Here is a 14,181-nt window from a genome sequence, read left to right as displayed (position 1 = left end):
AATTAATAAATAGTAGCCTCAGGTTCAACTCCGAGCATCTCTTGTACACGATTGTTCTTATCCATAATCGCAACTTTCGGTACATGATGTCTTGCTTCGGTCTCATCATACATTCCGTAGGAAATAACAATAACAATATCCCCTTCTTGCACGAGACGTGCTGCAGCGCCATTTAAGCACATCACACCAGATCCCCGTTTACCAGGGATAATATACGTTTCAAAACGTGCACCATTATTATTATTTACAATCTGAACTTTTTCGTTCGGAATCATATCAACAGCATCTAAAATATCTTCATCGATCGTGATGCTGCCAACATAGTTTAAATTAGATTCAGTCACCGTAGCACGGTGGATCTTGCCTTTCATTAACGTACGGAACATGTTTCTTCCTCGCTTTCTTCTCTGCATAAAATGTTGTCTAAGATGACATTATCAATCAAACGTGCTTTGCTGAATCTTACAGCTACAGCAATGATCAATTTTTTCGATTCAGATTTAGGAGGAAGAAGATCAGGATACGAAAGAATCTTGCAATAATCTACAATACCGCTCGTATGTTCCTCCAAGTATTTTATCATCTTTTCTTCGGTCTCACCACTATCACCCTCTAAAAGCCATTTTTTCGCTTTTATAAGAGATTCACTCAGATGAATCGCTTCTTGTCTTTCACTGTCAGACAGATAAACGTTTCTAGAACTCATCGCAAGACCATCAGCCTCACGCTTCGTCTCACACCCGATCACTGTTATTGGGAAGTTAAAGTCTTCAACAAGCCCTTCGATAACAGCCACTTGCTGCGCATCTTTCAATCCAAAATAAGCGTAGTCGGGCGAAACGATATGAAAAAGCTTCGTTAATACTGTCGCCACTCCGTCAAAGTGCCCTACTCGACTTTCCCCGCATAGCGCATCCACTCGTTTGTTTACAGAGACCGTAACGACTGACTCTTGCGGGTACATCTCTTTCGTTTCAGGGAAAAACAATACATCTGCTCCCGCTTTTAACGCCAATTTCTGATCACGCTCAAGATCACGGGGATATCTGTCAAAATCTTCGTTTGGTCCGAATTGCAGCGGATTAACAAAGATGCTGACAACGATCACATCAGATTCTTTCTTCGCTCGTTCGATCAAGGATAGATGGCCATCATGCAGATACCCCATCGTAGGTACGAATCCTATTATTTTTCCAGCTCTTTTTTCATCTGCGATTAGTTTTTGCATGTCTTTAATAGAATGGATCTGTTTCACGATTGAACTCCTCCGTACAGAGAATGAAGCGTTTCAGCTTTCATGTTAAAGCTGTGGCTTTCTTCAGGAAACTGCTGTTTTCTTACGTCTTCTTTATATTTTAAAAGTCCTTCTACCATGACATCCTTCACGTTTCCATACGTTTTCACAAACTTTGGTACATGGTGAAAACCGTAGCCGATCATATCGTGGTAGACGAGGACCTGACCATCTGTATGTTTACCTGCACCGATTCCGATAACAGGAATACTTAATTTTTTTGTTACGATCTCAGCCAACTGCTGCGGAACGCACTCCAAAACGACCGCGAACGCACCAGCTTTTTCAAGCAATAGACTCTCTTCGATGAGTCGCTCTGCCTCTCTTTCTTCTTTTCCTTGAACACCATAACCGCCCATCACACCTACCATCTGAGGTGTAAGACCAAGGTGTCCCATGACAGGAACTCCAGCGTCAGTCAACCGTTCAACAGTCTGAACGATCTGTTTACCGCCTTCTACTTTGACTGCAGAAGCACCGCTCTCTTGAAGAATTCTACGCGCGTTGTTCAGCGTTTCATCGATCGAACCGTGATACGTCATAAACGGCATATCCGTCACGATAAACGTGTTCGGCGCGCCGCGCTTTACTGCTTTTGTATGATGGATCATATCTTCCATCGTCACGGGAATCGTTGAATCATAGCCAAGCACGACCATGCCAAGAGAATCTCCGACTAACAAAAGATCCATCTCCGCTTTTTCACAGATCACGGCAGTCGGATAATCATAAGCCGTTACCATCGTGATCTTTTCGCCATCTCTCTTCATCTTAAGAAAACTTTTCGTCGTTTTCATCATAAAGCCTCCCTGTTTTTAATTGGGCTTTTTCCGTAAGTTGTTGCTTTTGACTTTGTTTAGATTCTTTCTAAATGGTTATTGCTCTATGAACCTAAGTCATCATAGCAAGTTGATTGGAGCGGAAGGTGCGAGACTCCTGCGGGACGAGCGGTCAGGTGAGACCCTTAATGGTGCGAAGCGGCAAGGGGCTCACCGGTCGCCCCGCGGAAAGCGAGCAACCTGGAGCGGAAATCAACATCTCTCAAAAGCAACAAAGCATAACAGAAAATGCCTCTAACAGGGCCAGAAGTGCAAAAAACCTTCTTTCCAATAGAGGAAGAAGGCATAGGAAAAATCCTAGACTTTTATTGTTTGCTCCCTCTGTCCCGGTCCTAAATTTGGATCTAGGCAGATATAAGGTTTGTGGTTAAAACTAGAGAAAATTAGTGCAGTTCCACATGGATACCGCCTACAACATTATTTTATCACGGACTTTCCTTAAGTAGAAGGAAATTCGATATCAGCTGAATAGATGGAGTGTACGACGCCATGATCGTCTTCTAAAAGCAAAACACCTTCTTCAGTGATTCCTTTTGCATAACCTGTGATTGCTCCTGTTATTGATCTCGCTGTGATTCGTTTTCCTAAACTGAAAGCACGAGATTCCCATAAAAGCTTGATCACACCAAAACCGTTCTCCAAATATTGATGGTATAGGGTTTCGATCTCTTGAAGAAGCACACCCACCACTTCAGCTCGTTTGAATGTTTGTCCGCCTTCAATGGCTAGACTTGTAGCAATCTCCGCGATTTCATCTGAAAAGTGCTGTCTTTCTTGATTCACGTTGATCCCGATACCTACGATTACTGAATGAATAGAATCCGCTTCAGCTTGAAGTTCTGTTAAGATACCAGCTGACTTTTTACCGCTGATTAAAATGTCGTTCGGCCACTTGATCGCTGCTTCGATGCCTGATACTTTTTCGATCGCTTTTGACACAGCTACCGCTATTAGCAATGTAAGCTGAGGAGCTTTCTGAAGAGGTATGTTCGGCTTTAGAATCAAGCTCATCCAAACTCCTGTTCCTTTAGGAGATTGCCACGCTCTTCCTAACCTTCCTCTTCCACCGGTCTGTTCGTCAGCAAGTACGATGCTTCCTTCAACCGCACCATCTCTAGCAAGAGCATGTGCGATCTCTTGTGTACTATTCACTGATTCTCTGTACGTGATCTTCTTACCGAATGTTCCGTCACCCGTGTAGAGTGACACTTCCTCTGCTGTTACTGCATCCGGAGATGTGATCAATCGATATCCTCTTTTTTGTACAGCTTCGATCGTATACCCGTTCTTACGTAGTTCTGATATGTGTTTCCAGATCGCCGTTCTCGAACAATCCAGTCTGTTTGAGATCTCTTGACCTGAAACAAACTTTCCTTCTTGCTCTGTAAGCATGTGCAACAATGCTTCTTTCATCATGGCTCCCACCTTTTTACCCAATTCTTTAGTGTGGATGTGTTAAGTGTTAGTTCTCCGTCAACGATTTTTTTCTCCATATCTTCTAAGAGCTTTCCTACCCAGATCCCTGGTTCACGATTGGTGATCTTTAAAATATCCTGACCATCTAGTGGAATATCTTTTCTAGATGTGATCGGAATCTCGCTATATTGCTGATGAAGCTGTTCTTTCACGTCAGCAAAGTCTTTCTTTTCCATCGCACTTTTTAACGTGATGCTTGATAAGGCCGTCTCTAAACCATAGCGGTACAAATCCATCTTGCTCCAAGCATCATTATCATAAGCGGCCTTTAACTCTCCAACTTTTTTGATCATATGATTTGGAAGTTTCCAACTTTTTAAGAATGTTCTGCTATCACTCACATCCGATAATAACATGATCGCTGTCCATCGCTGTTCATCGGATTCTAGCTCATTCCAATAGAAATCTTTATAAAGTTTGTTCTGTTTTTCTTGCAGCTCAGTAGGCAAATGATTTAAAATAGAGGTTTTCTTCATAAATTCGAGTACATTACCCGCTTGTTCACCTTGAAGCAGTTTGATGAATTCGATGGCGATTCGTTCTGTAGAGATCATTTTCAGTAAATGAGCTTTTTCTTTGATCGCATCAATGGTCTTTTTTTCGATCGCCATGTTAAATACACTCATAAACCGGCAAGCTCTCATGATACGAAGCGGATCTTCTGAAAAGCGCAGATTCGGATCTCCAACAGTCCGAATCTGCTCTCTCTTAAGATCTTCACGCCCGCCAAAATGATCGATCAACTGAAAAGAAGTATCCATCGCCATTGCATTGAAGGTAAAATCTCTTCTAGAAAGATCTTCTTTCAGGTCATCGACAAACCACACTTTTGACGGTCTTCTATAATCCTTATACTCGTCTTCTTTTCTGAACGTTGTAACTTCATAAGACACAGAGTCGTGTCTCACGATAACCGTCCCATGTTCGATACCGACCGGAATGGTTTTTGGAAATATTCGTTGAACGTCTTCTGGTCTGGCAGAACTCGCAATATCGATATCTTTGATGTGACGCTGAAGTAAGAGGTCTCGTACACAACCTCCAACAAAATAAGCGCTGAAGCCTTCTTCTTCCAACCTCTTCAATACCGGCAATGCGTTTTCGAACATCTTGTTCATACAGAACGATCCTCTATCAATGAATAATAAATATCTTCATAGATCGAGACGATTTTGTCAGATAAGAAGTTTTCTTTTACATGTCTAACGGAATTTTCTCTGAACGCCATTAATTTTTCTTCATCCTGTAGCAGAGCTATCGCTTTTTCGGCTACTGTTTCTGGACACCCTAGCTCTACCATATAACCCGTCTCGCCATCAACGATCACCTCTGGAATTCCACCAATATTCGTTCCGATAACAGGTACACCGCATGCCATCGCTTCTAATAGTACGAGCCCAAAGCTTTCTTTTTCAGAAAGAAGGAGCTTTAGATCGCATATAGAGAACAGCTCGCCTACATTCTCTTGTTTACCTAAGAACAACACATCATCTTCAATATCGAGCTCACGAACAAGTTCGCATGCCGTTGTTAGCTCTGGACCGTTTCCGATCAACAATAGCTTTGAAGTAAGCTCTTTTCGGATGAGAGCGAACGACTTGATCACATCTTCTAACCTTTTTACTTTTCTGAAATTCGAGATATGAACGATGACTTTTTCGTTCTCTTCAATTCCGTACGTTTGTCTTAGTTCAGCATTGTTGCTTCTTCTGTAATACACTCTTTCGTCTACAAAGTTATGTACAGGGATGATATCTTTGTTGATATTCAACAACTCTAACGTATCTGCTTTCAGTTGATGAGAAACCGATGTGACTACATCCGATTTCTCGATACCGAACTTGATCATTTCACTTAGTGAAGGATCGTAGCCAAGTACCGTGATGTCTGTTCCATGTAAAGTTGTAACGATCTTCATCTCATCATTAAGCATCTGTTTGGCTAATACCGCACATACGGCATGAGGAACAGCATAATGAACATGAAGAAGATCAAGCTTTTCTCGTTTTGCGACTTCTGCCATCTTGCTCGCTAAAGCTAGATCATAAGGCGGATATTTAAACACAGAATAATGGTTTACTTCTACTTCATGAAAGAAGATGTTCGGATAAAATTTTCCTAGACGAAAAGGAACACTTGATGTAATAAAATGAATCTCGTGTCCTTTTTCAGCTAATAGTTTTCCTAGTTCTGTCGCAACCACTCCTGATCCGCCTACGGTCGGATAACAAGTGATGCCGATTTTTAACGTCATAGACTTTCTCCTTATAGATGGTTAGTTATATACGTTTGTTCTGGAATGAACCCTTCTGCATAACTGACACCAGCTTCAAGACCAAACAGTTTGTCACGGGATTCCACACGTTCGATATAACCGTTCGTCAGCGGTGTATCAATGCTATCCAGTGTTTTCACAAACTGAGATGGATAAGCTTTAAGTGCCTCGATCTTCGCTTTGTAAGAGCCTGTTACATCGACAAAGAGTTTTGGTCTCTCTGCACTGTTGATCATGTAATAAAATATATTCTTTACTTTGTGTGAAGGCAGAAGTTTCGGATCTTGAATATTTTTTATGCCAGCAGAAAAGACTGCTTCTTTTACGAGACGTGCACAGTTTCCGTGGTCTGGATGCCGATCGACCCAATAGGGAGCGAACACATATTGTGGCTTATGCTCACGAATCACCGACACGAGCTTTAGAATATAGTCTTCTTGCATGTATAGTCCACGGTCAGGCAACTGTAGGTTACTTCTCTTCCTTACTCCTAAAAGTTCTGCTGCTCTTTCAGCCTCTCTTTTTCGGATGTTTACGGTACCGTTCGATGATAGTTCTGCTTCTGTTAAGTCGCAGATGATCACGTTACGTCCTCTCTCTGTTTCTGCTTTAATTGTCGCACCCATGCCGATCTCTACATCATCTGAATGTGCGCCAAAAGCAAGCCAGCTTTTTTCGGTCATTTTTTCTCTGACTCTCTTTCATCTATTATTTTTCTCCAATCCAGATCTCCTCGTTCAAGGGAACGAATAAAAAGCTCTGCTGAAGCTAAGTTCGTTGCAAGCGGAATCTGATACACATCACATAAACGCATCAAAGCTGATACATCAGGCTCATGAGGCTGCGCGGTCAAAGGATCTCTAAAGAACAGTACAAGGTCAAGGTCGTTTTCAGCGATCAGCGCCCCTATCTGCTGATCGCCTCCTAATGGACCCGATTGAAAACGTTTGATATCAAGGCCCGTCGCTTCGTTTATTTTAAATCCCGTTGTTCCTGTCGCAAACAGTGTATGATCCTTTAAAATCGGTGCATATGCGACTGTAAAATTGATCATATCGTTCTTTTTCTTATCGTGCGCAATAAGAGCTATTTTCATAGTATCCCCTCTTATTCCATAATATTTTCAAGGCCGTATACAAGACCTTCAATGTTCATTACACTTTCTACCGCAAGTCGGACCCCTGGCATGAATGATGTTCTGTTCATAGAATCATGACGGATCGTTAGTACTTGACCTTCACCACCGAAGATGACTTCTTGATGCGCCACCAGTCCAGGTAATCTTACACTATGAATACGGATCCCTTCTAGTTCAGCGCCTCGTGCACCTTTAAGATCTTCTCTTTCATCAGGATGACCTTGTGTCTTTTCTTCTCGCACTTCTGTGATCAGTTGTGCCGTTTTTAATGCCGTTCCTGAAGGCGCATCTAGCTTTTGATCATGATGCTTTTCGATGATCTCGATATCCGGGAGATATTTCGCTGCCATTTGAGAGAACTTCATCATTAAGATCGCACCGATCGCAAAATTTGGCGCGATGATAGCACCTGTTTGTTTTTCTTCAGCTAACGCTTTCAGTCGCTCGAGGTCTTCATTTGAAAAGCCGGTTGTTCCGATCACCGTGCGCAGACCATGCTTTAGAGCCAGTTCAAGATGTTTTTTACCGATATCTGGTCGTGTAAGATCGACAACAACATCTGCTTCAATAGAGGCAAGGCAGTTTTCCATATCATCATATACGGGTGCCTCCAAAGATTGCGGTGCCCCTTGCAGATCTTTTACTTGAAGACCGTCATTCTTTGAATCTACAGCTGCCACAAGTTCAAAGTGAGCAGTTTCCTCGATCATCTTCAACGCTTCATGTCCCATCTTTCCTCGTGGTCCTGCAAGTATGATTCGTATATTATTCATGAGTAGTCTCTCCTTCTTTTTTTGTCCATCTGTCTTTGTCTCGTGTTTCAAACTTATGCATAACGGTTTTCAACGCATCATCTAGATCTATATTTAAGGAATTTGCAAGGCAGATCAAAACAAAGAACATATCTCCAAGTTCTTCTTCGACCGTCTTCTTATCCTCTGTTGATTTCTTCGGTTTCTCTCCATAGTGATGATTCACTTCACGGGCAAGTTCACCTAATTCTTCTGTTAATCGTGCAAGCATAGCTAAAGGACTGAAATAGCCTTCTTTAAACTGTGATATGTATTGATCTACAACGTCCTGACTCTCTTTTAATGTACGATTGGCCATGATGTTGACACTCCTCATTCAATATTAGTCTTCTATATGTTATCGGTATTTTTTCTGTTTGACAAATTTCATGAAATTTCGCTTATAATAGGAAAGCATGACTAAAAACAACCTTTGTATTTTTGTAGAAAGTAGGCCTCTTATGACTTATCCAATCAAACTAAAAAATATTTTATTCATCTTACTAGGCGCTGCCATCTTCTCGTTCGGAATCGTTCACTTTAATATGACGAACAATTTAGCAGAAGGTGGTTTCACAGGGATCACGCTAATTCTCTATTTTCTTTTTTCGATCGATCCTTCTTATTCTAACCTAGCACTCAACATTCCATTGTTCTTTGTCGGCTGGAAACTGCTTGGCAGAAACGCCTTTATCTATACGATCATCGGAACAGTTGCCGTATCGGTGTTCTTGTTTATCTTTCAGCGTTTCTCATTCGTTACGATCAACCTTAAAGAGGACATGACACTTGCGGCATTATTTGCTGGTGTTTTTATCGGAGTCGGACTAGGAATCATCTTCCGCTTTGGTGGAACGACTGGCGGTGTAGATATCATCGCGAGACTCGGTCATAAATTTTTAGGCTGGAGCATGGGTAAGACGATGTTCATCTTTGATTTCGTGGTTATCGCGATTTCTCTCGTCTACTTAGATTATAAAGAAGCGATGTACACTCTCGTTGCTGTTTTCATCGGTGCACGTGTTATCGACTTTATGCAAGAAGGCGCTTATGCTGGTAAAGCCGTCATGATCTTTTCTGATAAAAATACCGAGATCGCAGCAGATATCATCAAAGAATTGGACCGTGGTGCAACCATCTTAAACGGTAAAGGTTCTTTTACAGGAAATATCCGTGAGGTGCTGTACTGCGTTATCGCTAAGAACGAGATCGTCCGCATCAAACAAGTGATCGAGCGTATCGATCCGCACGCATTTGTTACCGTAAATGACGTTCATGAAGTGATCGGTGAAGGTTTCACTTTAGATGCTGATAAGAATCCAATAGGCAGATAGAAAAAAGCTCCCGATTAGTATCGGGAGCTTTTTTTGTTAGTTTTGTATTAATCGTCTTGGTTCATCCCTAAGAACATGAAGATGAATCGTGCTAGTTCTAGTAACGCTACTAGCGCACCAGCTACATAAGTTAAGGCAGCAGCGTTTAGTACTTTACGCGCTCCTCGCTCTTCGTTGTTACGAATAAGACCCGTTGAAACAATCTGGTCCATCGCACGAGAGCTTGCATTGAACTCAACCGGCAGAGTAACGAACTGGAACAATACAGCTACTGACATGAAGATGATCCCTAGAAGGAACAAGTTCATAGAGCTTAAAAGCATACCACCAAGAATCAATAGAAACGAAAAGTTAGATCCGATGTTAGCTACAGGAACGAGAGCATGTCTGAAGCGTAAGAACGCATATCCTTCTGCATCTTGGATCGCATGCCCAACTTCATGGGCTGCAACCGCTGCACCTGCAATCGAACTTCCGTAATAGTTATCTTCAGATAAACGAACCACTTTGCTGCGAGGGTCGTAATGATCAGATAACATCCCTCTCACTGGCTCTACTTGAACACTGTAAAGTCCATTTTGGTCTAAGATCTCTCTTGCAACTTCTGCACCCGTCTTACCTGTGCTGTTACTCACTTTTGAATACTTTTTGTACGTGCTTTTCACTCGCATCTGAGCCCAGATTGGAACGATAAGCAAAATTGCGAAGTAGATTAAAAATCCACCCATCGTCGGCATTCCTCCATATAAAAAGCTTTTGATACTCACATTTTACGTTTTCAGCTCACAGTTTGTCAAAGAATACGCATGACTCATGACCTATTACCGTTTATCCGGCACACGCAACTCATCCTGCTGATCACCTTTGTATTTTCTCCATCCTACGTAAGCTAGTGTTGATGATATGATGCCACCGATTGAAAATATTAGCCAAAAGAGCGAAGGTTCTGAGTTATCTTTTTTCGCGAAGAATAATGCTTCAAAGTCAGCAGCCGCAGTCTCTAGCTGTTTTTGATGAGCAGTATCCCTAAGGATCTGACTGCGGTTCGTATCTACGTAAGAAACGTGTTCATCAAGCTTTTGAAGCTCATCATCTTTCAGGTCGACCATGAGTGCCGGTCTGACCGTTTCGTAACGCTCGAGTAAAAGGTTAGCAGCTTGATGAAACGCCACTGAATCATCCTCACTGATTCCTTTTTCCATCGAGATAAAAGGCTCTAGCATCATCAGTCCTGTTTTTTTCCATAATGGCTCATAATCAGTCTGAAGGGCATCCACTAATAAGCGAACCTCTGTAAGCTTGTTTAGCTTTTTTTCTTTCGACCATTCGGGATTCTGAAGAGAAGACACAGCATCTCTGAACGTATATTCAACGAGACGCTTCTGTTCCGGTCTCAATGACAAGACATCTTCTATATGAATGATGTTGGCGGAAGTAAACTGCAACACACCTGCAGCTTCTTCATATCGTTCTATCTTACCAAGTTCCCAGGTCTCACTCGTTAGTTCATTGATCAGAGACCAATCCTTCGTTTCTGTATGATTTGACGCAAGTGCTGGCAAAGAAAGTCCAAAAACCATACAAAGAACCATCAATGCCCATCCAAACCTTCTCATCCGTTGTCCCTCCTGTACCCCTTATACTTAAAACGTATGAGAGCTGGGACAAGGATAGACCTATAATTAAGGATTAGGAGGGTGCCTTATGCTTTTCTCATTTTCCAAACAATGAAGATCGAAAGTGCAGACAACCAAAAGGTTAAGTAACCGATCATATCTTGATACGGATCAAGAATGTCATATCTCGGCATCATATCAAACACATAGTCGATGATCTCGTTATGAAAAAGGACGAGCGCAGCAAGGGTTACGTGCCAACCCTTGATCTTATAGAACGGCGCATAAAGCAGTCCTTGAACCGCCATACCAAGGTGTGAAAAGATAAGCATGTAGTTGATCAGATCAAGAGGCGTTCCAACAAGAGCACCACCAAGATTCATTCCGACAGCCCATATGCCATACTTAAAAAGTGTGGCAACAGCCAATGCCTCGATCACACCATGCTGTTTATCCCTCAAAAACCCGATGATAACAAAAACAAAAAATAAGGATGCTGTCGGACTATCAGGGACGAACGGCAAAAAGTACCAAGGTGTCTCTTGCAACTGATATAGGTACCAATAGTAGCCGTAGATCGTGCCTAGTATGTTGATTAAAAGAAGTGCTAGTAAAAACATTCGATCCATGATGATCGTTCGAATCCAGGACATAATCACATACTCCTTCTTTTTCTAAGTTCAGAAAAAAAGCCGGCCCATACCGAGCCGGCTTCTATCTATTATTTCTTTTCAAGTTTTGAGATAAACTCAGCTAATTGTTTTAGCTCTTTATCTGAACCTTTAAACGCATTCGGCGGCATGCCTGGCGGCTTACCTTCTTTTGCGATTTTCATGATTTCTTCAGGCTTCAATCCTGTACCGATCAATGAAGGTCCTGATGCTCCACCTGATAACGTGTTACCATGACAGCCTACGCAGCTCTGCTTTTGGTAGATCTTGTATCCAGGATCGTTTTCATCAAAGCTTACATCAACGATCTTACCTTGAGTCTTCGCTTTTTCCCAATCGTGTGTCACAACAGATTCCCATGTTAAATATGTAACAGAGATCAAACCTAATAACATTAATCCAGTTGCGATCGGACGTTTAGAAGGACGTCGCTCCAACCCTTTGTCTAAGAATGGCGCAAGCATTAACGCACCAAACGCTAGACCCGGTATAATAACAGTACCGATAAGAACATAATCCCCTGCCGCATACTTGTACTTCAGAAGCTGGTATAAAAATAGGAAGTACCAGTCTGGTAGAGGAATATATCCAGCATCGGTAGGATCTGCTTTTTTCTCCAAAGGAGATTCATGGACGATTGTTAGTATGAGGTATCCGATCAAGAATACGGCTCCTACCATCCATTCTTTTAAAAGAAAGTTTGGCCAGAACGCTTCCGTTTTTCCCGGAAACTCCGAATAGTCTTTAGGAATATTCGGCTTGCGCTCAGCAGGGACACGTGAGTCACCGACAAACTTCATTCCTTTACCGCGATGCATATATTTCCCTCCTTTGCTCTTATGAAACTTTTAATCTTATGTTTGTTCTTACAACGGTCCGGAAATACCTTGTTTACGGATCATTAAGAAATGGGCACCCATCAAGCCTAACAATGCTGCAGGAAGGAAGAATACGTGAATCGCAAAGAAACGCGTGAGCGTCTGTGCTCCAATAATCTCTCCGCCGGCAAGGAATGTCTTCGCGATCGGACCAACAACAGGAATCGTCATAGCGATCTCAATTCCTACCTTAGTCGCAAATAGCGCTTTCATATCCCAAGGCAATAGATAACCTGTAAAACCTAAACCTAACATAACAAAGAAAATAAGTACTCCAACAACCCAGTTTAATTCTCTTGGCTTCTTATAAGCTCCCTGGAAAAATACGCGCAATGTATGTAGAAACATCATTACGATAACAAGGCTCGCGCCCCAGTGATGCATTCCGCGTACGATCACTCCAAATGCCACTTCATTTTGCAGGTAATATACGGATTCCCAAGCATTCACGATATCAGGCACATAGTACATCGTTAAGAACATACCTGAAAGAATTTGGATAACCGTGATGAAGAAAGTTAATCCACCGAAACAGTAAACGAACGCAGAAAAATGATGTGCGGGGTTTACGTGTTCAGGTACTTCATGGTCTGCAACATCTCTCCAAAGCGGCGTAATATCCAGGCGCTCATCTACCCAGTCATAAATCTTTTGTAGCATTCATTACGCCCCCTTTCTTGGTTTTGCCTTTCCTAAATAAAGCTTTCCATCTTTCACCTGGCTGTCATATACATCAAGCGGTGCAAGAGGTGCAGTTCCCTTAACATTCGTTCCATCCTTCGTATAACGGCCTAAGTGGCAAGGACAGAAGAACTGGTTAGGGTGCGATGGATCTGTATTCCAGTCTACCGTACAACCTAGATGTTTACAGATTGGAGAAAGTGCGATAATATCACCATTCTTCGCTTTATAAACCCAGGCAGATTGAGTGACATCAGACTCGTACCAGCCATCTTTTTGTTTGATTTTAAAATCGAAACGCTTTGGTTCGTTCGCGATCTCTTCCATGCTCGTAACCGCTACCAATTCTTGATCTGTACCCTCTTTAAGAATCGGATCAAGGGCGAAACGGACCATTGGCATAAGCATGCCGGCAGCCATAAATCCGCCTACGCCAGTTAATGTGTAGTTTAAGAACTGACGTCTTGAAATATCTTCCTTTGACATTGTTTTCCCCCCCTTATGCTGTAAATGACGGTCCATCCGGACTTTTACACACATATTACTAGGACATAAACATGATAGCTTATGTTGTCTTTTAATGTCAATATGACATGTGGTAAATATTACGAATTTATACTTCTCTGCCAATCGTTGAAAATGAGCTGAAACAACGGTTTTACCTGCTCTTTTATCACCTCAAGTTTATACTTCTCGTCCATGGTTTCCAGCGGCAGAGCGGGAACCCAGAATAATTGTCCTGAAAGTTGTTGTTCGAACTCTTTCCAATACACATCACTTGTCATGAGAAAGATATGTTTAAAATGTCCCGAGTTTTTTACGTGCTCTAAGAAACTAGTTAATAGATCAAGAGCACCTTCGTTCTTTACATATGTAAAATTGGGTGATAAAAACAACCTGCCATGCAGCTGACGCTCGATCTCTGATGTTAACAGTTCTGTATACTCAGACATCGTCACACTGGATTTGAACTCGTGAGAGAAACTGACTGGTGTTAATGGAATGAGAATCGAGTCCACATACTCACCAGATTTTAAGAACACATCGGCGTCTTTCGTTTTCCATTTCATAAAAAATTCTCCTTACTTGGTATGTACTGCTTCTTATCGTACCATATTTCTCTGTCTGGTAATGGGTTTCGCCTTGAAAATAGGTAGATTTATAGATGTCGAAATAAGTCTACTAGTG

Annotated in this window: 18 protein-coding genes; 1 reads left to right on the top strand and 17 read right to left on the bottom strand. The window is 42.0% G+C overall.

The window, feature by feature from the left end:
- Window positions 1-2: 2 nt before the first annotated feature.
- The 10 genes from panD to ACOZ9X_RS06505 form a co-directional block, all read right to left on the bottom strand.
- Window positions 3-386, bottom strand: coding sequence for an aspartate 1-decarboxylase (gene panD / locus ACOZ9X_RS06550; RefSeq protein ID WP_423417461.1), 384 nt, complete (start codon window positions 384-386; stop codon window positions 3-5).
- Window positions 371-1,255 (bottom strand): pantoate--beta-alanine ligase, encoded by an 885-nt coding sequence (gene panC, locus ACOZ9X_RS06545; protein WP_423417460.1) that lies wholly within the window; start codon window positions 1,253-1,255, stop codon window positions 371-373. Before panC ends, panD begins: the two co-directional genes overlap by 16 nt.
- Window positions 1,252-2,091, bottom strand: coding sequence for a 3-methyl-2-oxobutanoate hydroxymethyltransferase (gene panB, locus ACOZ9X_RS06540; protein WP_423418235.1), 840 nt, complete (start codon window positions 2,089-2,091; stop codon window positions 1,252-1,254). Before panB ends, panC begins: the two co-directional genes overlap by 4 nt.
- Before the next feature lie 480 nt (window positions 2,092-2,571).
- On the bottom strand, window positions 2,572-3,558 hold the full coding sequence (locus ACOZ9X_RS06535) for a biotin--[acetyl-CoA-carboxylase] ligase (RefSeq protein WP_423417459.1): 987 nt from the start codon (window positions 3,556-3,558) through the stop codon (window positions 2,572-2,574).
- Window positions 3,546-4,727: a CCA tRNA nucleotidyltransferase gene (locus ACOZ9X_RS06530; protein ID WP_423417458.1), complete on the bottom strand. Its 1,182-nt coding sequence runs from the start codon at window positions 4,725-4,727 to the stop codon at window positions 3,546-3,548. The genes ACOZ9X_RS06535 and ACOZ9X_RS06530 overlap by 13 nt, the downstream gene beginning before the upstream one ends.
- Window positions 4,724-5,863, bottom strand: a complete 1,140-nt coding sequence (gene bshA, locus ACOZ9X_RS06525) for an N-acetyl-alpha-D-glucosaminyl L-malate synthase BshA (protein WP_423417457.1) — start codon at window positions 5,861-5,863, stop codon at window positions 4,724-4,726. Before bshA ends, ACOZ9X_RS06530 begins: the two co-directional genes overlap by 4 nt.
- A gap of 11 nt (window positions 5,864-5,874) precedes the next feature.
- Window positions 5,875-6,567, bottom strand: coding sequence for a bacillithiol biosynthesis deacetylase BshB1 (bshB1, locus tag ACOZ9X_RS06520; protein WP_423417456.1), 693 nt, complete (start codon window positions 6,565-6,567; stop codon window positions 5,875-5,877).
- Window positions 6,564-6,980: a methylglyoxal synthase gene (gene mgsA / locus ACOZ9X_RS06515; protein WP_144699408.1), complete on the bottom strand. Its 417-nt coding sequence runs from the start codon at window positions 6,978-6,980 to the stop codon at window positions 6,564-6,566. The genes bshB1 and mgsA overlap by 4 nt, the downstream gene beginning before the upstream one ends.
- Window positions 6,981-6,991: 11 nt before the next feature.
- On the bottom strand, window positions 6,992-7,795 hold the full coding sequence (gene dapB / locus ACOZ9X_RS06510; RefSeq protein ID WP_423417455.1) for a 4-hydroxy-tetrahydrodipicolinate reductase: 804 nt from the start codon (window positions 7,793-7,795) through the stop codon (window positions 6,992-6,994).
- Complete coding sequence (locus ACOZ9X_RS06505) at window positions 7,788-8,132, bottom strand: nucleotide pyrophosphohydrolase (RefSeq protein WP_144699404.1); 345 nt, start codon at window positions 8,130-8,132, stop codon at window positions 7,788-7,790. The genes dapB and ACOZ9X_RS06505 overlap by 8 nt, the downstream gene beginning before the upstream one ends.
- A 142-nt stretch (window positions 8,133-8,274) precedes the next feature.
- Here ACOZ9X_RS06505 and ACOZ9X_RS06500 point away from each other — a divergent pair, with 142 nt between their 5' ends.
- Window positions 8,275-9,147: a YitT family protein gene (locus tag ACOZ9X_RS06500; protein ID WP_137789063.1), complete on the top strand. Its 873-nt coding sequence runs from the start codon at window positions 8,275-8,277 to the stop codon at window positions 9,145-9,147.
- 47 nt (window positions 9,148-9,194) lie between these two features.
- On the opposite strand, the gene ACOZ9X_RS06495 is transcribed toward ACOZ9X_RS06500, so the two are convergent.
- From ACOZ9X_RS06495 to ACOZ9X_RS06465, 7 genes are all read right to left on the bottom strand, one after another.
- Window positions 9,195-9,875, bottom strand: coding sequence for a zinc metallopeptidase (locus ACOZ9X_RS06495; protein ID WP_423417454.1), 681 nt, complete (start codon window positions 9,873-9,875; stop codon window positions 9,195-9,197).
- 93 nt (window positions 9,876-9,968) lie between these two features.
- Window positions 9,969-10,763: a sporulation protein YpjB gene (locus ACOZ9X_RS06490; RefSeq protein WP_423417453.1), complete on the bottom strand. Its 795-nt coding sequence runs from the start codon at window positions 10,761-10,763 to the stop codon at window positions 9,969-9,971.
- Between the two features lie 86 nt (window positions 10,764-10,849).
- Window positions 10,850-11,416 (bottom strand): DUF1405 domain-containing protein, encoded by a 567-nt coding sequence (locus ACOZ9X_RS06485; RefSeq protein ID WP_423417452.1) that lies wholly within the window; start codon window positions 11,414-11,416, stop codon window positions 10,850-10,852.
- Window positions 11,417-11,484: 68 nt separating this feature from the next.
- Window positions 11,485-12,252 carry a c-type cytochrome gene (locus ACOZ9X_RS06480; RefSeq protein WP_423417451.1) on the bottom strand — a complete coding sequence of 256 codons (768 nt, stop codon included), beginning with the start codon at window positions 12,250-12,252 and terminating at the stop codon, window positions 11,485-11,487.
- A 48-nt stretch (window positions 12,253-12,300) separates the two neighbouring features.
- The gene (gene qcrB, locus ACOZ9X_RS06475) at window positions 12,301-12,972 is read right to left on the bottom strand and encodes a menaquinol-cytochrome c reductase cytochrome b subunit (RefSeq protein ID WP_066241815.1); all 672 of its coding nucleotides are present in this window, start codon (window positions 12,970-12,972) and stop codon (window positions 12,301-12,303) included.
- A gap of 3 nt (window positions 12,973-12,975) precedes the next feature.
- Window positions 12,976-13,479, bottom strand: a complete 504-nt coding sequence (locus tag ACOZ9X_RS06470) for a ubiquinol-cytochrome c reductase iron-sulfur subunit (protein WP_066395637.1) — start codon at window positions 13,477-13,479, stop codon at window positions 12,976-12,978.
- 119 nt (window positions 13,480-13,598) lie between these two features.
- On the bottom strand, window positions 13,599-14,063 hold the full coding sequence (locus tag ACOZ9X_RS06465) for a YpiF family protein (RefSeq protein WP_423417450.1): 465 nt from the start codon (window positions 14,061-14,063) through the stop codon (window positions 13,599-13,601).
- Window positions 14,064-14,181 lie beyond the last annotated feature (118 nt).

Source organism: Fictibacillus nanhaiensis (genome assembly GCF_049537595.1).
Lineage (GTDB): Bacteria > Bacillota > Bacilli > Bacillales > Fictibacillaceae > Fictibacillus > Fictibacillus nanhaiensis_F.
Note: the sequence above shows the minus strand (reverse complement) of the source record. Positions and strands in the feature narration are given on the sequence as shown.